Origin of the sequence: Pseudarthrobacter sp. 1C304 (genome assembly GCF_052245515.1) — a bacterium.
Classification (GTDB): Bacteria; Actinomycetota; Actinomycetes; order Actinomycetales; family Micrococcaceae; genus Arthrobacter.
This window is the reverse complement of record NZ_JBQQCH010000001.1, coordinates 135,829-154,086: the sequence shown is the minus strand read 5'-3', so window position 1 is coordinate 154,086 and position 18,258 is coordinate 135,829. Positions and strand designations below refer to the sequence as shown.

At 68.6% G+C, this 18,258-nt stretch carries 22 protein-coding genes; 10 read left to right on the top strand and 12 right to left on the bottom strand.

Going from position 1 to position 18,258, the window contains the following annotated elements:
• Positions 1–96 precede the first annotated feature (96 nt).
• Positions 97–1,479: a replicative DNA helicase gene (gene dnaB, locus ACTWQD_RS00755; protein ID WP_066431900.1), complete on the top strand. Its 1,383-nt coding sequence runs from the start codon at positions 97–99 to the stop codon at positions 1,477–1,479.
• On the opposite strand, the gene ACTWQD_RS00750 is transcribed toward dnaB, so the two are convergent.
• Both ACTWQD_RS00750 and ACTWQD_RS00745 read right to left on the bottom strand, forming a co-directional pair.
• On the bottom strand, positions 1,476–2,462 hold the full coding sequence (locus ACTWQD_RS00750; protein WP_443194301.1) for an acyl-CoA thioesterase: 987 nt from the start codon (positions 2,460–2,462) through the stop codon (positions 1,476–1,478). The genes dnaB and ACTWQD_RS00750 overlap by 4 nt on opposite strands.
• A 45-nt stretch (positions 2,463–2,507) precedes the next feature.
• Positions 2,508–2,942, bottom strand: coding sequence for a DoxX family protein (locus tag ACTWQD_RS00745; RefSeq protein ID WP_443194300.1), 435 nt, complete (start codon positions 2,940–2,942; stop codon positions 2,508–2,510).
• 139 nt (positions 2,943–3,081) lie between these two features.
• Between ACTWQD_RS00745 and ACTWQD_RS00740 the strand changes: the two genes are divergently transcribed.
• The 3 genes from ACTWQD_RS00740 to ACTWQD_RS00730 all read left to right on the top strand — a co-directional run bounded on the left by ACTWQD_RS00740 (position 3,082) and on the right by ACTWQD_RS00730 (position 5,501).
• Positions 3,082–4,437, top strand: a complete 1,356-nt coding sequence (locus tag ACTWQD_RS00740) for an MATE family efflux transporter (RefSeq protein ID WP_443194299.1) — start codon at positions 3,082–3,084, stop codon at positions 4,435–4,437.
• 17 nt (positions 4,438–4,454) lie between these two features.
• On the top strand, positions 4,455–5,048 hold the full coding sequence (locus tag ACTWQD_RS00735) for a hypothetical protein (RefSeq protein ID WP_443194298.1): 594 nt from the start codon (positions 4,455–4,457) through the stop codon (positions 5,046–5,048).
• Positions 5,049–5,132: 84 nt separating this feature from the next.
• Entirely contained in the window at positions 5,133–5,501 is a 369-nt protein-coding gene (locus tag ACTWQD_RS00730) for a hypothetical protein (RefSeq protein ID WP_443194297.1), read from the top strand.
• 43 nt (positions 5,502–5,544) lie between these two features.
• Here ACTWQD_RS00730 and ACTWQD_RS00725 read toward each other — a convergent pair whose 3' ends face one another.
• The gene (locus ACTWQD_RS00725; protein ID WP_443194296.1) at positions 5,545–6,087 is read right to left on the bottom strand and encodes a CGNR zinc finger domain-containing protein; all 543 of its coding nucleotides are present in this window, start codon (positions 6,085–6,087) and stop codon (positions 5,545–5,547) included.
• Between the two features lie 177 nt (positions 6,088–6,264).
• Between ACTWQD_RS00725 and ACTWQD_RS00720 the strand changes: the two genes are divergently transcribed.
• Positions 6,265–7,221, top strand: coding sequence for an EamA family transporter (locus ACTWQD_RS00720; protein WP_443194895.1), 957 nt, complete (start codon positions 6,265–6,267; stop codon positions 7,219–7,221).
• 69 nt (positions 7,222–7,290) lie between these two features.
• Here the strand turns inward: ACTWQD_RS00720 and ACTWQD_RS00715 are convergent, their stop codons facing one another.
• Complete coding sequence (locus ACTWQD_RS00715) at positions 7,291–7,554, bottom strand: hypothetical protein (RefSeq protein WP_056432770.1); 264 nt, start codon at positions 7,552–7,554, stop codon at positions 7,291–7,293.
• Positions 7,555–7,747: 193 nt separating this feature from the next.
• On the opposite strand from ACTWQD_RS00715, the gene ACTWQD_RS00710 reads away from it, so the two are divergent.
• The gene (locus tag ACTWQD_RS00710) at positions 7,748–8,020 is read left to right on the top strand and encodes a DUF2277 domain-containing protein (protein WP_443194295.1); all 273 of its coding nucleotides are present in this window, start codon (positions 7,748–7,750) and stop codon (positions 8,018–8,020) included.
• Positions 8,021–8,053: 33 nt separating this feature from the next.
• Here the strand turns inward: ACTWQD_RS00710 and ACTWQD_RS00705 are convergent, their stop codons facing one another.
• The 4 genes from ACTWQD_RS00705 to ACTWQD_RS00690 form a co-directional block, all read right to left on the bottom strand.
• Positions 8,054–10,333: a heavy metal translocating P-type ATPase gene (locus ACTWQD_RS00705; RefSeq protein ID WP_443194294.1), complete on the bottom strand. Its 2,280-nt coding sequence runs from the start codon at positions 10,331–10,333 to the stop codon at positions 8,054–8,056.
• Positions 10,334–10,436: 103 nt separating this feature from the next.
• Positions 10,437–10,667: a heavy-metal-associated domain-containing protein gene (locus ACTWQD_RS00700; RefSeq protein WP_443194293.1), complete on the bottom strand. Its 231-nt coding sequence runs from the start codon at positions 10,665–10,667 to the stop codon at positions 10,437–10,439.
• Between the two features lie 64 nt (positions 10,668–10,731).
• Complete coding sequence (locus tag ACTWQD_RS00695) at positions 10,732–11,097, bottom strand: metal-sensitive transcriptional regulator (RefSeq protein ID WP_443194292.1); 366 nt, start codon at positions 11,095–11,097, stop codon at positions 10,732–10,734.
• 203 nt (positions 11,098–11,300) lie between these two features.
• Positions 11,301–11,807, bottom strand: a complete 507-nt coding sequence (locus tag ACTWQD_RS00690) for a universal stress protein (protein ID WP_443194291.1) — start codon at positions 11,805–11,807, stop codon at positions 11,301–11,303.
• A 144-nt stretch (positions 11,808–11,951) separates the two neighbouring features.
• Here ACTWQD_RS00690 and ACTWQD_RS00685 point away from each other — a divergent pair, with 144 nt between their 5' ends.
• The 3 genes from ACTWQD_RS00685 to ACTWQD_RS00675 are packed head-to-tail and all read left to right on the top strand — an operon-like array spanning position 11,952 to position 13,628.
• Positions 11,952–12,152, top strand: coding sequence for a hypothetical protein (locus ACTWQD_RS00685; RefSeq protein WP_443194290.1), 201 nt, complete (start codon positions 11,952–11,954; stop codon positions 12,150–12,152).
• Positions 12,153–12,185: 33 nt separating this feature from the next.
• On the top strand, positions 12,186–13,334 hold the full coding sequence (locus ACTWQD_RS00680; protein ID WP_443194289.1) for a WD40/YVTN/BNR-like repeat-containing protein: 1,149 nt from the start codon (positions 12,186–12,188) through the stop codon (positions 13,332–13,334).
• 6 nt (positions 13,335–13,340) lie between these two features.
• Positions 13,341–13,628 carry a MoaD/ThiS family protein gene (locus tag ACTWQD_RS00675; protein WP_443194288.1) on the top strand — a complete coding sequence of 96 codons (288 nt, stop codon included), beginning with the start codon at positions 13,341–13,343 and terminating at the stop codon, positions 13,626–13,628.
• A gap of 5 nt (positions 13,629–13,633) precedes the next feature.
• On the opposite strand, the gene ACTWQD_RS00670 is transcribed toward ACTWQD_RS00675, so the two are convergent.
• From ACTWQD_RS00670 to ACTWQD_RS00660, 3 genes are all read right to left on the bottom strand, one after another.
• Positions 13,634–13,870 (bottom strand): hypothetical protein, encoded by a 237-nt coding sequence (locus ACTWQD_RS00670; RefSeq protein ID WP_443194287.1) that lies wholly within the window; start codon positions 13,868–13,870, stop codon positions 13,634–13,636.
• Between the two features lie 151 nt (positions 13,871–14,021).
• Positions 14,022–15,710, bottom strand: a complete 1,689-nt coding sequence (locus ACTWQD_RS00665; protein WP_443194286.1) for an alpha-amylase family protein — start codon at positions 15,708–15,710, stop codon at positions 14,022–14,024.
• Positions 15,707–16,702, bottom strand: coding sequence for a TIGR03885 family FMN-dependent LLM class oxidoreductase (locus tag ACTWQD_RS00660; RefSeq protein WP_443194285.1), 996 nt, complete (start codon positions 16,700–16,702; stop codon positions 15,707–15,709). Before ACTWQD_RS00660 ends, ACTWQD_RS00665 begins: the two co-directional genes overlap by 4 nt.
• A gap of 106 nt (positions 16,703–16,808) precedes the next feature.
• Between ACTWQD_RS00660 and ACTWQD_RS00655 the strand changes: the two genes are divergently transcribed.
• The gene (locus ACTWQD_RS00655) at positions 16,809–17,885 is read left to right on the top strand and encodes an ATP-dependent DNA ligase (RefSeq protein ID WP_443194284.1); all 1,077 of its coding nucleotides are present in this window, start codon (positions 16,809–16,811) and stop codon (positions 17,883–17,885) included.
• 113 nt (positions 17,886–17,998) lie between these two features.
• Here the strand turns inward: ACTWQD_RS00655 and ACTWQD_RS00650 are convergent, their stop codons facing one another.
• Positions 17,999–18,238 carry a hypothetical protein gene (locus ACTWQD_RS00650; protein WP_443194283.1) on the bottom strand — a complete coding sequence of 80 codons (240 nt, stop codon included), beginning with the start codon at positions 18,236–18,238 and terminating at the stop codon, positions 17,999–18,001.
• Between the last annotated feature and the right edge of the window lie 20 nt (positions 18,239–18,258).

Below are 18,258 nucleotides of genomic sequence, written 5' to 3'. Positions count from 1 at the left end.
CCCGCGGGGGACGACGGCACCGGGCACTTACGCCCACGGCACACCGCGCCGCCGGCGCACGGACACGGCCGCGGCACACAACGGAGGACGGCAGTTTTGTCAGTAACGCATCTGGACTCAGTCGAGGGGACCCGGGGAGCCGAAGGCAGCCGCAAGCCGCCACAGGACATTCCCGCCGAGCAGTCGGTGCTGGGCGGCATGATGCTGTCGAAGGACGCCATCGCGGATGTCGTCGAAATCCTGCGCGGTGTCGACTTCTACCGGCCGGCCCACGAGACGATCTACGAGGCCATCATCGACCTCTACGGACGCGGCGAGCCCGCGGACGCCGTCACCGTCTCGGATGAACTGACCAAGCGGGGCGAGGTCAACCGGATCGGTGGCCCTGCCTACCTGCACGAGCTCATCCAGACCGTCCCCACCGCCGCGAACGCCGGCTACTACGCCGAGATCGTGGCGGAACGAGCGGTCCTGCGCCGCCTCGTCAATGCCGGCACCAAAATCGTCCAGCTGGGCTACGGCCAGGACGGCGAGGTCGAGGACCTGGTTAACCAGGCGCAGGCCGAAATCTATGCCGTGGCGGAGCGCCGCACCGCCGAGGACTATGTGGTCCTCAAGGACGTGATGGAATCCACCGTGGACGAAATCGAAGCGTCCGGACACCGCGAAGAGGGGATGACAGGCGTTCCGACGGGCTTCTACGAACTCGACGAGCTCACCCACGGACTCCACCCCGGCCAGATGATCGTCATCGCGGCGCGGCCCGCCGTCGGCAAGTCCACGTTCGCGCTGGACTTCGCCCGCTCCGCGGCCATCAAGAACAACCTCGCCACCGTCATGTTCTCGCTCGAAATGGGCCGGAACGAGATCGCCATGCGCCTGCTGTCAGCGGAGGCAACCATCGGCCTGCAGGACCTGCGCAAGGGCACCATCAAGGACGAGCAATGGTCCAAGATCGCCACCACGATGGGCCGGATGAATGAGGCTCCGCTCTTCATCGACGACAGCCCCAACATGTCCCTGATGGAAATCAGGGCCAAGTGCCGCCGCCTGAAGCAGCAGCACGATCTCAAGCTCGTCATCCTGGACTACCTCCAGCTGATGAGCTCGGGCAAAAAGGTGGAGTCCCGGCAGCAGGAAGTCTCCGAGTTCTCCCGCGCCCTGAAGCTCCTCGCCAAGGAACTGCAGGTCCCGGTCATCGCCCTGTCACAGCTGAACCGCGGTTCCGAGCAGCGCCAGGACAAGCGCCCCATGGTCTCGGACCTGCGTGAATCCGGCTCCATCGAGCAGGACGCCGACATGGTCATCCTCCTGCACCGCGAGGACGTCTACGACAAGGAGTCCCCGCGTGCCGGCGAGGCGGACATCCTCATCGCCAAGCACCGCAACGGCCCCACCAAGGACATTGTGGTCGCCTTCCAAGGCCACTACTCGCGGTTCGCCAACATGGCAGCCGATGCAGGGGGCGGCGGCTTTTAGCTGTCCCGGCCGGTTTCCGCCGGCCGCAGCAGGTGGTTGGGCAGCCGGTTACCCGGGGCCCGGCCCCGGATCTCCAGCAGCTCGCGGGCATGGGCGTGCAGCCGCTTGTCCTCGTCCGAGACCGGTACCCACTGCGGGACCGGGACGGACGTGCCGTGCTCGTCGCGTGCCACCATCACGGTCAGGCAGTAGGTGGTGAGCTCCAGCTCGCGCCCCTTGGGATCCCCGGAGCGGACATGGACCGCGATGTGCATGCCTTTGGTCCCGGTGTAGACCAGCCGGGCTTCCACTTCCACCACCTGGCCGATCAGCAGCGGCCGGTAGAAGCGCACGCCGCCGGAAAAGACGGCCACCGTGTCCATCCCGCAGTACCGGGAGGCGCAGACGTAGGCCGCCTCGTCGATCCACTTCATGACGATGCCGCCGTGCACCTTGCCGCCCCAGTTGACGTCCGTGGGGGCCGCCAAAAAGCGCAGGACCACGTTCTCGGCCGTCCCGGCCGCGGTGTACTCCTGTCCGCTCATCGCCTGGACGATGTCCTCGCGGACCTTGATCCGCGCCAGCGCGTGGTCGCGCTGTTCGATTTCCTCCGGCGTTTCCGGCTCAAACTGCGCCACCGGAACGGGTTTCCCGTCCTCGCCCACGGCCACGAAGATCACCATGCACTGGCTGCGCATCGTGGCAGGGCCGCCCTTCGGATCGCCGGAGGACACCACGGTGCGGATGTGCATGGAGGACCGGCCGGTGTAGACGATGGTCGCCTCCACTTCCACCATGTCCCCGCTGTTGACCGGATCCGCGAAGTGGATATTGCCCACATATGCCGTCACGCAGTAGGACTTGGCCCAGCCCACCGCGGCGGCGTAGGCGGCTTTGTCCACCCATTCGAGCACGGTTCCGGCGTCGACCGACCCGCTGTGCCCGACGTCGGTGGGGGCGGCCAGGAAGCGCAGGGTCACGGAATTGGCGGCTTTCTCACTCATGCGATGAGTTTACTGACCTGCCGCGGCCAGGTCCCGGCCTGGCCCTTAGGCCAGCGCGTGGAGCCTGCTGCCGCTGCGGCCGAAGAGGGCCTTGTCCACCGAGACCCTGCCGGCGCCTACGAGGGCCACGGCCGCAGCCGCGGCAGCCAGGAGCAGAACCAGTTCATAGCCACCCGTGGCGGCAAATATTCCAGCCGGGGCATGGACGAGGAACAGGGCGCCGAGCATGTTCAGCACGAGGAGGGCGGCGAACGCGCGGGTGAGGACACCGAGGATCAGGGCGACGCCGCCGACCAGTTCCAGGGTGGCGATCACCGGGGCGGCGATGTTGGCGGCCGGAACCCCCATCTGCGTGAAGGCGGCCTGGGTTCCCGCGATGGTGAACTCATTGAATTTCTGCCAGCCGTGGGCGGCGAAGAGGAATCCGGTGACGACGCGCAGGATGGTGCGGGCCGTTGTGGTGAGGGTGGACTGGTTCATGGTCATGCCTTTCGGGGGGCGGCAGGTGCAGCCTGCCGGGAATTTACTTGAAGATTCAACTACAAGTGTTCTGCCGGATGGTTGAAAAGTCAACTAATGCGAGGCTGTGCGACGCGGCCGGTGGCGTTAGGGTGGTGCCGTGCCCGCCTCCGCCCCGACTCCCGCAGCCCTCCCGGCAACCACCGGCCGGCGGCATGAAATCCTCCGCCTCGCGGTGCCGGCCTTCGGTGCGCTGATCGCCGAACCGCTGTTCCTCCTCGCGGACGCGGCCATCGTGGGGCACCTGGGGGTGGCCCAGCTGGCCGGCGTCGGACTGGCGTCCGCCGTGCTGCACACGGTGGTGGGGCTGATGGTGTTCCTCGCCTACTCCACCACCCCGGCCGTGGCGCGGGCCGTCGGCAACGGCCAGCTGGCCAAGGGCCTTGCGGCCGGGCGCGACGGCGTCTGGCTGGCGCTGCTGCTCGGCACGGTCCTGGCCGCCGCCGGATTCTTCGCCGCCGGTCCCCTCGTGGACCTGATGGGCGCCACCGGCGAGGTGCGGACCTTCGCCGTGGAGTATCTACGCTGGTCCATGCCCGGGCTTGTCGCGATGCTCCTCATTTTCGCCGGCACGGGGGTGCTGCGCGGCCTGCAGGACACGCGGACCCCGCTCGTCGTGGCCGCCGCCGGCTTCACCCTCAACGTGGTGCTCAACCTCTTCCTGGTCTACGGGCTGCAGTGGTCCGTCGCGGGCTCGGCGATCGGCACCAGCATCGCCCAGTGGGCCATGGCGCTGGTTTACGTGGTGATGGTCCAGCGCAACGCCCGCAACCACGGCGTGTCCATGCTGCCGGATTGGCACGGCATCCGCGCACTGGGCGGAGTGGGCTCCTGGCTTATGCTGCGGACGCTCAGCCTGCGCATTGCAATTCTCGCCACCGTTCTGGTGGTCACAGCCCAAGGGCCGGTCAATCTGGCGGCCCACCAGCTCGCAATGACAATCTTCACCTTCCTGGCATTCGCCCTTGATGCCCTCGCCATTGCCGCGCAGGCGCTGATCGGGAAGGAGCTTGGCGCGTCCCGCCCGAGGGCCGTGCGGGAGCTCACAGGGACCATGGTCCGGTGGGGTGTCGGCTTTGGCGTGCTGACGGGCGCGCTGCTGGCCGTTGTTGCGCCGTGGGCCGGGCTGCTCTTCACGTCCGACGGCGACGTGCAGGCTGCGCTCACGCTGGCGCTGTGGGTCCTTGCTGCAGGCCAGCCGCTGGCCGGTTACGTGTTTGTCCTGGATGGGGTGCTGATCGGCGCGGGCGATGCGCGGTACCTGGCGATAGCCGGGGTGGCCAACCTGGTGGTTTATATCCCGCTCCTGCTGGCCGTCGCGGCGTCCGCGGCCACCGGCGCCGCGGGGCTGCTCTGGCTGTGGGCGGCGTTCTCGCTGGGCTACATGGCCGCCCGGGCGGTCACGCTGGGCCTCCGCGCCCGGACGGACCGGTGGATGGTTCTCGGCCCGCAGTGACGCACTAAACTGATCGGGTGACTCTCCCCGCAGCCCCCGCCGACCCCGCATCCCTGCCGGCCGCAGCGGACCTCTGGAAACCTGTGCTTGTCCGCGCGGCCGTCGCACTCGGATTCGGAGCCCTGACCGTGTTCTGGGCCTCGCCCTCGCAGGCCGGCATGGCCTGGGCCGGCGGCCTGTACCTGCTGGCCACCGGCGTCGTGCTGCTCTGGAGCGTGAACAGGACCGGCCTGGTTGTCGGTTCCCGCCCCAGCAAGATCCTCTCCGCCGCCGGCGCCGTGCTGACCGGCACCGGCGCTGCGGTGGCCTTCCTTCCCAGCAGCCTGGTCTTCGGTGTGCTTGTGGCCCTGGGCCTTGGCCTCGCTGGCGCCGCGGAGCTGTACCTCGGCATCACCCACCGGGGCCGGTCGGTGCTCGCCCGCGACTGGATGGCGTCCGGCGCCGTCGCGCTGGGCACGGCCGGCCTGCTGCCCTTCTTTATCGACCTCGGCCCGCACGCCCTCCTCGGGGTGGCCGGCGGAGGCGCGATCATCACCGGGGTGCTCTGGGCGCTTGCCGGGCTGACCCTGCGGCATGATGCACGGGCCGATTCCCCGGAGGCCGTAAACTAGTACCGACAGGTTCTACCACGCGTAGAACGATTGCGGCATCACAACTGCCACGCCGGGCGGCGTCGGCTGCAGGAGGAAACCACCTTGGCACAGCAGAAATCCGGAGAACCGCGCAACCTGCGGACCTCGGTCAAGGGACCGCTTATGTTCTCCGCTTTCTGGGCAGTGGTGGCCTTCTTCGCCACGCTGATCTTTGCCTCCGGCGGCTCCGCCAAAGTGCCCCGCTTCGATCTGGCCTTCATTGCCGCGGGAATCGCGTTCATCGTGATCCTGGTGGTGCTCGCGATGCTTTCGATGGGCCACAAGCCCAACGCCGAACACCTCGGCAAAGGCTCCGGCGTGAACCTGAGCTCCCGGAACCCCGGCCACGGCGGCCATCAGGGAGCTTCCAGCCCCGAAACCGATGCTCAGGACCGCGGGGCCGGCGGCACTCCCGGCGAGGACCTCCGCTAGCGATCCGCTAAAAAAGCAGTGCGGCAGGCCTCCGCAGGCGGGGTCAGGACGCCGCTTTGCGGGCCCGGTAGGCCGCCACGTGGGCGCGGTTCGCGCAGTTGCCGGTATCGCAGTAGCGCTTGGAACGGTTCCGGCTGAGGTCCAGGACCACAGCGTCGCAGTCCTCGGCGGCGCACACCAGCATCCGGTCCATTTCCTTGCTGCGGATGACGTCAACCAGGGCCATCGCCGCCTCGGTGCTCATCCGGTCCGCAAGCGGTGCTTCCGGTGTGGTGGCGTGCAGATGCCAGTCCCACTGATCGTGTTTGACAAGCTGGGGGAGCGCCCGGGCTTCCCGCAGCAGCCGGTTGACGGTGTCCACCGCGGCGGATTCGTCCGCGAGCCAGAGGGTTGCGAGCTCCCCGCGGAGCCGGTGCACGCTGGCCAGCTCGGCCGCGTCCCGGGTCCGCGAGCCCGTGAACCCCTCGGCCTCCAGAAACCGGTCCAGGTCCTCGGTGGTCGCGAGCTGCTCGTCCCCGTTGGCCGCGGAGTTGACCAGGTTGACCACAGACCGCAGGGCCACCTCTGTGTCAGGGGCAAAAACCATCTTGACTCCTTACGTCGCCGTGGCGTACTGTCATGAGCATAACCCCACTTTACTCCTGACAGGAGGCAGCCCGTGTCTGCCGCACGCCGCACCGCCGAAGCACCGGCCACCACAGTGCCGGGCAGGCCTGCCCCCGGACCGGCCGGTGCCGGCGGCCCCGCCGCGGGATCAGCCTTTATGGCATCGGGCCTGGGGGTCGCACTGTTTTCCTCTGCCGTCTTCGGGCTCTCCGGGTCCTTCGCCAAAGCGCTCCTGGAAACCGGGTGGACCCCCGGTGCGGCCGTCACCGCCCGGCTCACCGGTGCGGCGCTGATCCTGGCCATTCCGGGCATCGTGGCGCTCCGCGGCCGCTGGCACCAGCTCCGGAGCAACTGGCTCACAGTCCTGCTGTTTGGCCTGATCGGCGTGGCCGCCTGCCAGCTGTTCTACTTCAACGCGGTGGCCAGGCTGTCGGTCGGGGTTGCCCTGCTGCTGGAATACCTCGCACCCGTGATCATTGTGCTGTGGCTCTGGGCCGCCAGCCGCAGGCGCCCGCGGGTCCTGACGATTGCCGGAACCCTGCTGTCCCTGGGCGGGCTGGTCCTGGTCCTGGACCTCACGGGCGCCGTCAAGATCGACGTCGTCGGCGTGCTGTGGGGCCTCGCGGCCGCGGTCTGCCTCGCCATCTACTTCTTCATCACGGCGAAGGAGAACGACAGCCTCCCGCCGATCGTGCTTGCCTCCGGCGGGCTCATGGTCGGTGCGGCCACCATGTGGAGCGCCGCGGCAACGGGCCTGCTGCCCATGGCCTTCAGCGCCGCCGACACCCGCCTGGGACCGTGGGTCACCCCCTGGTGGGTGGCCCTGGGTGGTCTCGTGGTGCTGGCCACCGTGCTGGCCTACGTCTCCGGTATCGTGGCGGCCCGGGCTCTTGGGTCCAAAGTGGCATCCTTCATCTCGTTGACCGAAGTGCTCTTCGCCGTCATCTGGGCGTGGCTCTTGCTCGGTGAACTGCCGGGGCCCATCCAGCTCGTGGGCGGGCTGCTGATTGTCGGCGGCGTCCTCCTGGTCCGGCTGGACGAGCTGCGGGCACCGTCCGGCGCGGCCCTGCCGCCAGCACTCGACCACGCGAACGACGTCGAGCCCGTTCCGTAAGCCAGTGCTGACGCAGAGCCGGCTCGGACGCTGCTGCGTCCGGGCCGGCGTGGGTCTGCGGGTTCCTGCCTAGCGTGAGGCGCTTTCCTGCTCGGTGGCGTTGCGGCTGGCCTGCTTGCCCGCCTCCTGCAGAGCCTGGGAGACCTTCGCGAGGGCCGCCACGTGCTGCCCGTTCCACTCGCTGCGGAACTTGTCGGCGTCCGGGCCCTTCCAGTCGGTGCCTTCCAGCACCTTGGTCAGCAGCGACTTCTGCTTGTCGATCTCGGACGAACCGGCCTGCAGCTTCGTCCCAAGAGTCTTAAGCTGAGCAATGTCTGCACCCCAAATAGCCATTCGAAAATCTCCTCAAGTGTTAGAAGCGGACGCGGATCCGGCCGGCGCCCCTCTCGGATCCCGGCTGCTCCGGAAGATCCAGTGCCCCCAAGCTATCCCGGGCCCCGGAACGGTGTCGATGGGCACCCCTCCCCATCCCGCGCAGGGCAGGGGGACTCTCGATCCGGGACGCCCGGGCGCCTAGCATGGAGGCATGTGCCGAAACATCCGGACCCTCCACAATTTTGAACCCCACGCCACCGACGCCGAGGTGGAAGCCGCCGCGCTGCAGTACGTGCGGAAGATCAGCGGCAGCACCAAACCGTCCAAGGCCAACGAGGAAGCGTTCAACCGTGCCGTGCATGAGATTGCCCATGCCACCCAGCACCTGCTCGACGCCCTGGTGACGCACGCCCCGGCCAAGGACCGTGCGGAGGAGGCTGCGAAGGCGAGGGCCAGGGCGGCCGTCCGCTACGGCACGCCCTGAGCAGTCGTCCGTTGCAGGCACCGCCGCAGCTGCCTACCGTCCGAAGCGCCGCAGCCGCAGCGAATTCGCCACTACCAGCACGGAACTGGCGGCCATGGCCGCACCCGCGATCATGGGGTTGAGCAGCCCCAGTGCCGCCACCGGGATCCCCACGGCGTTGTAGAAGAACGCCCAGAAAAGGTTCGTCTTGATGGTGGCCAGGGTCCTTCGGGACAGCTCGATCGCCTGGGCCACCTGCCCGAGGTCGCTGCCCATGACCGTCAGGTCGGCCGCCTCGATCGCCACGTCAGTGCCGGAGCCCATGGCAATGCCAAGGTCCGCCTGCGCCAGCGCGGCCGCATCGTTGACGCCGTCACCGGCCATGGCCACGGTGGCGCCGCCGGCCTGGAGCGTCCGCACCGCCTCGACCTTGCCCTCGGGCAGGACCCCGGCGAACACATCGTCCGCGGCGATGCCGACGGCGGCCGCCACCTGTGCGGCCACGGCGGCGTTGTCCCCGGTCAGGAGAATCGGCCGGAGGCCGAGGCTGCGGAGCTTGGCGATCGCGTCGGCCGAGCCCGGTTTAACGGTGTCCCGCAGGCTGATAATCCCGGCAGGCTCACCGTCCACGGCGAGCCAGATCGCGGTGGCGCCGGCAGCTTCGGCGTTGCCGAAGACCTCCCGTTGCGCCGCCGTGGGCGTAATGCCGCTCTCCTCCAGCCACCCTGTGCGGCCGGCCGTGACGAGCCTGCCCTCGACCGTTCCCTGGACCCCGCCGCCGGGCGCGGAGCGGAAGCCTTCGACGGCGGGCAGCCCGCCGGCGCCGGGTGTCCCCTGTCCGTGCTCCGCCGCAAGGGCAGCGGCGGCCACGGCGCGTCCGATCGGGTGTTCAGAGGCGGCCTCCACCGCCCCCGCCAGCCGCAGGACCTCCGCCGGGCCGGCGGTTCCGAACGACTCGGCGCCGTCGACCGCGAGGTGGCCAGTGGTCACGGTGCCCGTTTTGTCCAGCAGGATGGTGTCCACCGTCCGGGTGTCCTCAAGGACCTGCGGGCCCTTGATCAGGATGCCCAGCTGCGCACCGCGGCCGGTTCCCGTCAGCAGCCCCACCGGGGTGGCCAGGCCCAGGGCGCAGGGGCAGGCGATGACCAGCACGGCCACGGCAGCGGTAAAGGCGGCCCGGAGCTCAGTGTCGCTGATAGCCGGGGCGGCCACCAGCAGCCAGCCGGCAAAGGTGAGCACGGCGATGGCAAGGACCACCGGCACAAACACGGCGCTGATCCGGTCCGCGAGCCGGGCGATGGGTGCCTTTCCGGTCTGCGCCTGGGAGACCAGCCGGCCCATCTGGGCCAAGGTCGTTTCGGCGCCGACGCGGGTGGCCCGGACCAGCAGCCGGCCCGAGGTGTTGATGGTGGCCCCGGTGACCAGGCTGTCCGGGCCGACTTCCACCGGGACGGATTCACCCGTCACGAGGGAGGCGTCGACGGCGGAGGAGCCGTCGATGACGACGCCGTCGGTTGCGATCTTCTCGCCCGGGCGGACCACGATCACGTCGCCGACTGCCAGCTGGTCCGCCGGCAGCTGCTCCTCACGGCCGTCCCGGAGGACAGTGGCGTCTTTGGCCCCCAGGCTTAGCAGGGCCTTAAGGGCGTCCCCCGCTTTCTGCTTGGCGCGGGCCTCCAGGTACCGGCCCAGCAGCAGGAAAGTGGTCACCACGGCGGCGACTTCGAAGTAGAGGCCGCCGGAGGCCATCTCCTCCATCCCGCTCATATCACTCATACGCTGCGCGGGATCCGTCATCCACGGGTCCGCAATGAGCTGCCAGGCCGAGAACGCGTAGGCGGCGGTCACGCCGATGGACACCAGCGTGTCCATGGTGGATCCGAAGTGCCGGGCGTTGACCAGGGCGGCCCGGTGGAATGGCCATGCAGCCCAGGTGACCACGGGCAGGGCAAGGAACCCCACCACCCAGCCCCAATGGGGGAACTGGAGGGCCGGGAACATCGACACCAGGAATACCGGCACCGTCAGGGCCGCAGCCACGATGAGTCGCGGCCGGAGCCCGGCCGCCGGATGGTCGGCGGTGCGTGCAGCCGGGGCGCGGACGGTGGCCTTGTAGCCGGCCGCCGCGACAGTCTCGGTGATCTGCGCGTCGGTGATGGCGGAGGGCACCGTTACCCGGGCCGATTCCAGGGGCAGGTTGACGGACGCGCTGACACCGTCGAGCTTTCCAAGCTTGCGCTCGACGCGGCCGACGCAGGACGCGCAGGTCATGCCCTCGATATCGAGTTCAATCACCCGGCTTCCGGGCTGGTCCAGCAGTTGCTCTCTACTCACGGTGTTCCTCGTCTGTCCGGATGCTGTGCTCTGTGGTGCCATGCTCTGTGGTGCCTTGTTCTGTGGTGCCTTGCTCTCTGGTGCCGGGTGCCCCGGCGCGGGGTCAGGCCTCGTTGGCCACCACCAGGTACCCCGCTTCGGCAACGGCCTCGCCGATCTCGGCGGTGGACAGGGCCCCGGTGGATGTGATGGTGACGGTCGAAACCCCGCCGGAGTTAAGGTCGACGTCGACCGCCTCCACGCCGGCGAGGGCTTCGAGCTCCTCGCTGACAGAGGACACGCAGTGGCCGCAGGTCATGCCGGAAACGTTGACGGTGGTGGAAACGTGGCTCATGGCGTGCTCCTTGTTCGTGGACTGCCGGTCCGGCAGTCCGATGGTGTGATGGGTGGTGGTGCCGCTACCGCAGCAGGCGCCCGATGGCATCGGTGGCCTCCTTGACTTTCAGGTCGATGGCTTCGGCCCGCAGCTCCGCGTCCGGTTCCGACGCGGCACCGACGACGCAGTGGCCGATGTGCTCCTCCACCAGGCCGAGGCTGACGGCGTGGAGGGCCTTGGTTACGGCGGCGACCTGGGTGAGGATGTCGATGCAGTACTTGTCCTCATCCACCATCCGGGCGATGCCGCGCACCTGGCCCTCGATGCGCTTGAGCCGCAGGAGGTAGGCCGCCTTGTTGGCGGAGTAACCGTGCTGCTGGTGCGGCTCGGTGTCGGCTGTGTCCGGGGCGGAGGCTAGGTCGGGGACCGGGGCAACAGGTTCGTTCATACGCCCAACATATACCCCGAGGGGGTATCACGCAAGTACCCTCTGGGGGTATCCGTCAACCCGGGTCGGACACAAAAAAGCTCCGGAGTGCGTTATTGGGGGATACGCACTCCGGAGCAGCCTTTGGGTAGGCCTTCGATCCCTCGCGCCTACGAATTCCAGCTTACTTGGCAGTAGACGGGGAACGCCAGCACCCCGAATAACTACTTTCGCTTTATTTTCCGGGCCGCCCCGCCCACCGGAACAATGAGGATGGGCCGGTCCTGGTGGTGGCTCAGCCACGCCGCCACCGACCCGTTGAGTGCCGCGGAAATGCGGTGCCCCAGGCCGGGCTCCGGCGTGCCGACGATGATCATCGCTGCACCGGTCTCGGCGGCGAGCCGGCCCAGCGCCCGGGCGGGGTCTCCAGCCAGGGACCGCAGCGTCCAGTCGATGCCCAGCGGACCGCAGGCTGACCCGATGCTGTCCCGCAGTTCCTGGGTCACGGCCCGGATTTCGGCATTGTCTGTGTCCGGGTGGAGGGACAGCCGGTGAGCCGAGCGCGCCGGGTCCCACTCCACAAGGTAGCTCGCCTCGTCCACGTAGGCGCAGATCAGCCGGGTGGCGAGGCTCTGGGCCAGGGCGCCGGCGGTCTGCAACACCTCGGGGCTCTGCCCCGGGAGCACGCCGACCACCAGGGGCTGCGGGCCGGGGGTGGTCTCGTCGGACATACTCCATTGTGGCCCCGGTGCCGGGGTGCGAACAGGGGCTTTCTTCCCGGGCCGGCCGGGCATCAGTTCCCGCCGGCGCCGGCAGCTCTTGAAGACCTCCGGGCCGGGGCCTACCGTTGAAGAACTGACGAAAGGGTGACGGCCGTGGAGATCTTCATGTGGTGGCTGGATCTGGATCTGGCGAGCAAGGAGTGGCTGCGGGAAAACCTCCGCGCCGCGGAACTGCCGCTGCCCGTGCTGCAGGGCATTGCCGAGGCCGGCGGGCCACACCCGGATAACGTGTCCGGCGTGCTGACCGACGCGGACTGGGATTTCATCGAGACGCAGTCCGAATTCGTCGACTGAAACCATTGCGGGCACCAAAGCCCTGGTGGTTGCATGGGGGGCATGGCTACCGCAGAGAGTTACCTCTTGGCAATCGGCACCAAAAAAGGCCTCTGGCTCGCAACGAGCCCGGACCGCAAGGAATGGTCCCTCTCGGGGCCACATTTCCTGATGAGCGAAGTCCCCAGTATCGGCATCGACACCCGTGACGGCCGGACGCGGATCCTGGTCGGCGTCCGTTCCGAGCACTGGGGTCCCACAGTCTTTCACTCCGATGACCTGGGCGAAACGTGGAATGAACCCGAAGAGGGTGCCATCCGTTTCCCCGAAGATGCCGACGCCGCCCTGGAGCGCGTCTGGCAGATCCATCCCGACGCCGACTCCCGCCCCGGCGTGGTCTGGGCCGGCTGCGAGCCGATCTCGGTCTGGAAGTCCACCGACGGCGGCGAACACTTTGAGCTCAACCGCGGGCTGTGGGACCACCCCCACCGCGGCGACTGGGGTGCCGGGTACGGCGGGGCCGCCGCGCACTCGATCGTCATTGACCCCACGGGCGAGAAGGTCCACGTCGCCATGAGCACCGGCGGCGTCTACCGCTCGCTCGACGGCGGCACCTCCTGGGAGCCCCGCAACAACGGGATCTCCGCTTACTTCATGCCCGATCCCAACCCGGAATTCGGCCAGTGCGTGCACAAGATCGCCGCCGATGCGGCCGTGGACGGGCGGCTGTATGCACAGAACCACCACGGCGTCTATCGCAGCGATGACGGCGCCGAGAGCTGGGAATCGATCGCGGACGGGCTGCCGGCGGACTTCGGCTTCGTCATGCTGACCCATCCCCGCCGGGCCGGAACCGCCTGGGTCATCCCGCTGAAGGCAGACGGGGAGAGGATCCCACCGGACGGAAAGCTGGCTGTCCACCGCACCGACGACGCCGGGGCCACCTGGAAGCGCCTGGACCGCGGCCTGCCGGAGGCCGAATTCAACTCCGTGCTGCGGGATGCCGCCTGCGTTGATGCGGCAGACCCGGCCGGGGTCTACTTCGGCACCCGCGGCGGCACCGTCTATTCCAGCGCCGACGAGGGCGAACACTTCAGCGAGGTGGCCTCCCACCTGCCGGATGTGCTGTGTGTGCGTGCCTCGGCCGTGTCCGCTGCGGGCGTGCCCGGTTCCGGGAGCCTCGGCGCCGCTGTGAATGCGTGAGGTCCCATGACCGGGATCAGTGTGGTGCTCCCCAGTGTCCTCCAGCCGCTCGCCGGCGGGCAGTCCTTACTGACTGCGCCCGCGGAGACGGCGGTGACGGTGGAAGGAGTGCTGGACGCGGTGACCGGAGAGTACCCGGCCCTGTCGAGGCGGATACGGGATGAGACCGGCGCGGTCCGACGTTACGTGAATATATACGTCAACGGGAATGAGATCCGGCGCCTTGAGGGCCTGGCCACCGAGGTTGCCCCCGGCGGGGAGGTCCTGATCATCCAGTCCGTCGCGGGAGGCTAGCAGCCTCAGGCGACCCGCCACAGGCTGCATTCATCGGTGTTGATGGCTTTCCGGGTTCCGGACTGCCGGTCCAGGATCCAGACGACGCCGATCCCGGGCGCCGTCTCCTGGACACTGCCGCGGCGGATCACCACGTCGTCGTAATTGGGGCCGACCTTGAGGCGGGCTTCGATCTCGTCGCCGCGGTGCAGCTGATCCAGGGCGCGGATTCGGGTGACAGGGGCGTTGGCTTCCTTCAACATGGCGGGGCCTCCTGGACTGGAGAATGATGCCTGCTCTTGCCGGCTCTTCCAGTGTCCTGCGCCAATGTTGCCGCTGCGTTTCAGCCCGGTAAGGGGCGGGTAAGCGTTCGGCGCCGCCGCCGTTACCGGGCCGGCACGGCGGCCGGCGGCCTCAGGGGATGTGGCGCTGGCCCGGCCGCTGGACCCGGAGCCAGCGGTAGCCGTAGCGGTCCAGCTCCAGTTCGAAGCCTCCGTCCGGCGCCAGTTCCACGTCCTCACCGTCCAGCAGGTCCCGCAGGTAGGCGCCCTCGAACCCGGTCTCCGCGTCCCCGGCCAGGCTGGCGGCCACGGAGGCTGGCTCCGCCCCGAAATTGTGGACCAGGACCAGCGTTGAACCGTCCCAGGTGCACCGGTGGAGAAGCACCTTCGGGTCGGATTGTTTGATCAGTTCGAAGTCGCCCCAGCCCAGTTCGGGGCTCTCCCGGTAGCGCTGGATCAGGGTGGCCATAAAGTTCCACAGCGACCCCGGGTCCCTCTTCGCCGCGGCCGCGTTGACGTTCTTCGGCCCGAAGTATCCGTCCACGACCTGCGCCACCAGATCCTTCGCGGGAGCCGTGGAGAACCCGCCGTTGTCGCCGTCGGTCCACTGCATCGGGGACCGCACAGCCGAGCGGCCCTTCGCCGACAGGTCCTCGCCCATGCCGATCTCCTCGCCGTAGAACAGCACCGGGGTCCCGGGCAGAGCGAACATCAGCGAGTAGACCATCCGGATCCGGGCGGGATCGCCTTTGAGCATGGTGGGCAGCCGGCGGCGCAGGCCGCGGCCGTACATCTGCATGTCCTCGTCCGGGCCGAACGCCGCAAAGACCTCCTCGCGCTCACTGTCGCTGAGCTTGTCGAGGGTCAGCTCGTCGTGGTTCCGGACAAACATGGCCCACTGGTTGTCCGGGTGGATCTTCGGCCGGGAGGCCAGCGATTTTGCCAGCGGCCGGGCGTCCTCGCGGGCGAGTGACAGGTACAGGTTCTGCATGGACAGGAAATCGAACTGCATGTTCAGTTCGTTTCCCGCCGCCCCGCCGAAGTATTTCAGCTGGTCCTTGTAGGGCACGTTGACCTCCCCCAGGAGCAGCCCGCTGCCGTTGCGGCGGTTGAGGAAACTGCGGAGCGCGCTGAGGTAGTCGTGCGGGTCGACCGTTGCCGAGCCCTCCTTTGACGTGCCCTGCAGCTCAAGGAAGAACGGGACGGCGTCCAGCCGGAAGCCGTCCAGTCCCATCTGCAGCCAGAACCCCATGGACTTGGCGATCTCATCCCGCACCAGGGGGTTCGCCACGTTCAGGTCCGGCTGGTGCTTCGCGAACATGTGCAGGTACCACTCGCCGGTGGCCTTGTCCTGGGTCCAGATGGACGTCTCCTCGCCGGGAAACACCACCTGATCCGAGGTGTCCGGGGGTGTGTCCTTGCGCCAGACGTAGTAATCGCGGAACGGGTTGTCCACCGATTTGCGGGACTCCACGAACCACGGGTGCTTGTCCGAGGTGTGGTTGAGGACGAAGTCCGCGATCACGCGCATGCCCCGGTCCTTGGCGGTCCGGATGAACTCCACCACGTCGCCCAGGTTTCCCAGGCGCGGGTCCACGCTGTAGAGGTCCGTGACGTCGTAGCCGTCGTCCCGGTCCGGGGTGGGGTAGAACGGCATCAACCAGATGCACGTCACGCCCAGGGCCGCGAGGTAGTCCACTCGCTGGATCAGGCCGCCGAAGTCCCCGGTGCCGTCGCCGTCGTCGTCGAAGAACGTTTCCGGATCCAGGCAGTAAATGACGGCATTCTTCCACCAGAGGTCAGAGGTTTCGGCGATCCTCACAGGGCTGCCGCCCGGTCCTGCCGCGGGGCTCCGGAGAGGCGGAGTTGGGGCAGCACGTGTTCGGCGAAGGCCCGGATGAACGGCGCCTGCTCCTGGCCGACGAAGTGCAGGTACAGCTCGTCGAAGCCGAGATCAAGATATTCGGCGAGCCACTGGGCGTGCTGTCCGGTGTCAGCGGAGATGTTGACGACGCTGCGGACCTGTTCCTCGCCGACGTCGGCGCTGACGACGTCGAAATGCCCCGCCGTCGGCAGGTCCCACGGGACCGGCGGGGCAAAGACGTTGCTGCGCCACTGGTCCATGGCCACCGCCACGGCTTCCCGCTCCGTCGGCGCCCAGGACAGGTGGACCTGCAGCACGGCATTTCCCTTGCCGCCGGCGTCGCGGTAGGCCGCGAGCATGTCCTTCAGCTTGGCGTGCGGCTGGTTCACGGTGACCAGTCCGTCCGCCCATGCTGCGCCCCGGCGGGCCGTTTCCACGCTGACGGCCGGGGCGATCAGCGGCGGCTTGATCTCCGGAACGTCCCAGATGCGGGCCTGCTGGACGGTGACCAGGCCGTCCCGGGTGACCTCCTTGCCGTCGTGGAGGTCCCGGATGATCCGGACCGCTTCCTCGAGGCGCTGCTGGCGGGTGGCCTTGTCCGGCCAGGCCTGGCCCGTGACGTGTTCATTCATGTATTCGCCGCTGCCCGGCGCCATCCAGAACCGGCCGGGAAACATGTCCGCCAGCGTGGCCGAGGCGTGCGCGATGATGGCGGGGTGGTAGCGCTGGCCCGGTGCCGTCACGGTGCCGAAGCGCAGCCCGGTGGTGGCCAGGGCCGCCCCCAGCCAGGACCAGGCAAAGCCGGAATGCCCCTGCCGGGCGGACCACGGCTCAATGTGGTCCGAGCACATGGCGGCATCAAAGCCCGCCTGCTCCGCCAGCTGGACGTCCTTCAGCAGCTGGCCGGGACTGATCTGTTCATGGGATGCGTGGAAACCGAGGGTAGCCATCGTCCATCTTTACCGTCGCCACCGCCGGTTGTCGAGCGAAGACCGTGTGCATCCTCCGCCGCAAGCCCTCTGGCGGGCGGCGGAACGGCGGACCAGAATGGGGCCTATGCGACTGCCGCTGATGCCCCCGATAGCGCCCATGCTGGCGAAGTCCGTCAATGCCCTGCCCGAGGGGCCGGTGATGTTCGAACCGAAGTGGGACGGGTTCCGGTCCATCATCTTCCGCGACGGTGACGACGTGGAGATCGGCAGCCGCAACGGCAAGCCCCTGACCCGCTATTTCCCTGAGCTCGTCGAGGCGCTCAAGGCCAACCTTCCGCCGCGCTGTGTGCTCGACGGCGAGATCATCCTGGTCGGCGCCTCGGGCGACCGCCTCGACTTCGACATGCTGCAGCAACGGATCCATCCGGCCGCGAGCAGGGTCCGGCTGCTGGCCGAACAGACCCCGGCACGGTTCGTCGCGTTCGATCTGCTGGCCCTCGACGACGAGGACTACACGGCGCGCCCCTTCACCGAGCGGCGCGGGGCGCTGGAAGGCGTGCTCGCCGGAAGTGCGGCGCCCATCCACCTCACCGCCGCGACCCGGGACAGGGCCACGGCCGAGGAGTGGTTCCACCAGTTCGAGGGGGCCGGCCTCGACGGGATCGTGGCCAAACCCCTGGACGGGCACTACCTGCCGGACAAACGCTCCATGTTTAAGGTCAAACATGTCCGCACCGCGGACTGCGTCCTCGCCGGGTACCGTGTGCACACGTCCGGGCCTGGCCGCATCGGTTCCCTCCTGCTGGGCCTCTATGACGACGACGGCGCCCTCGCGAACGTCGGCGTCGTGGGCGCCTTCCCGATGCGCCGCCGCGAGGAGCTCTTTGAGGAACTCCAGCCGCTGGTGACCGGGTTCGAGGACCACCCCTGGGCGTGGGCGCGCCAGGAGGAGGGCGGCCGCACGCCCCGCAATGCCCAGGGCAGCCGGTGGAGCGGCGGCAAGGACCTGTCCTTCGTCCCGCTCCGGCCGGACCGCGTGCTGGAAGTGAAATATGACCATATGGAGGGCGAGCGGTTCCGGCACACGACGCAGTTTGTCCGCTGGCGCCCGGACCGCGACCCGAGGTCGTGCACCTACGGACAGCTCGAGGAACCGGTCAAATACGATCTCGGCGCGGTGCTGGGGACCGGAAAAGCCTGACAGCGGGGAGCAACCGGGCGGGGATGCCGTGCTGCTTCAGCCCGGTCCGGGCGGCGGCCGTGGCCCCCGCCGCGCTCATCTCCGCCGACCTGTCGTCCGGGCGCTGACTGCAGCTAGCCGTCGTTGCCTTGAACCGGCGCGGTGGAAACTGTGATGGTGACTCCCGCGGCGGCGTCGCGGATTTTGAGGTGCAGGTCCTTGCCCACCAGCGAGGCGTGAATGTCCTCGCTGTCCGCGGGGGCGAGCTGTTCCGCCAGCCGGGTGACCGCCAGCGCCATGGCCCGGCCCCAGTCGTGGGGATCCCTGCTGGACGCGTCGGCCTCTGCCGAGTGGTTCTGCTGTGGTTCGGACATGTGCTCCTGCTTCCCGCCCG

What these genes read in the sequence shown, in the direction of transcription:
- ACTWQD_RS00745 (WP_443194300.1), bottom strand. Translation starts at nt 2,942, where the DNA reads ATGAACCAGTCCACCCTCACCACAACGGCCCGCACCATCCTGCGCGTC.
- ACTWQD_RS00690 (WP_443194291.1), bottom strand. Translation starts at nt 11,807, where the DNA reads ATGTCCGACGAGACCACCCCCGGCCCGCAGCCCCTGGTGGTCGGCGTG.
- ACTWQD_RS00695 (WP_443194292.1), bottom strand. Translation starts at nt 11,097, where the DNA reads ATGAACGAACCTGTTGCCCCGGTCCCCGACCTAGCCTCCGCCCCGGAC.
- ACTWQD_RS00680 (WP_443194289.1), top strand. Translation starts at nt 12,186, where the DNA reads ATGGGGGGCATGGCTACCGCAGAGAGTTACCTCTTGGCAATCGGCACC.
- ACTWQD_RS00710 (WP_443194295.1), top strand. Translation starts at nt 7,748, where the DNA reads ATGTGCCGAAACATCCGGACCCTCCACAATTTTGAACCCCACGCCACC.
- ACTWQD_RS00715 (WP_056432770.1), bottom strand. Translation starts at nt 7,554, where the DNA reads ATGGCTATTTGGGGTGCAGACATTGCTCAGCTTAAGACTCTTGGGACG.
- ACTWQD_RS00725 (WP_443194296.1), bottom strand. Translation starts at nt 6,087, where the DNA reads ATGGTTTTTGCCCCTGACACAGAGGTGGCCCTGCGGTCTGTGGTCAAC.
- ACTWQD_RS00675 (WP_443194288.1), top strand. Translation starts at nt 13,341, where the DNA reads ATGACCGGGATCAGTGTGGTGCTCCCCAGTGTCCTCCAGCCGCTCGCC.
- ACTWQD_RS00660 (WP_443194285.1), bottom strand. Translation starts at nt 16,702, where the DNA reads ATGGCTACCCTCGGTTTCCACGCATCCCATGAACAGATCAGTCCCGGC.
- ACTWQD_RS00670 (WP_443194287.1), bottom strand. Translation starts at nt 13,870, where the DNA reads ATGTTGAAGGAAGCCAACGCCCCTGTCACCCGAATCCGCGCCCTGGAT.
- ACTWQD_RS00650 (WP_443194283.1), bottom strand. Translation starts at nt 18,238, where the DNA reads ATGTCCGAACCACAGCAGAACCACTCGGCAGAGGCCGACGCGTCCAGC.
- ACTWQD_RS00750 (WP_443194301.1), bottom strand. Translation starts at nt 2,462, where the DNA reads ATGAGTGAGAAAGCCGCCAATTCCGTGACCCTGCGCTTCCTGGCCGCC.
- ACTWQD_RS00700 (WP_443194293.1), bottom strand. Translation starts at nt 10,667, where the DNA reads ATGAGCCACGTTTCCACCACCGTCAACGTTTCCGGCATGACCTGCGGC.
- ACTWQD_RS00720 (WP_443194895.1), top strand. Translation starts at nt 6,265, where the DNA reads ATGGCATCGGGCCTGGGGGTCGCACTGTTTTCCTCTGCCGTCTTCGGG.
- ACTWQD_RS00655 (WP_443194284.1), top strand. Translation starts at nt 16,809, where the DNA reads ATGCGACTGCCGCTGATGCCCCCGATAGCGCCCATGCTGGCGAAGTCC.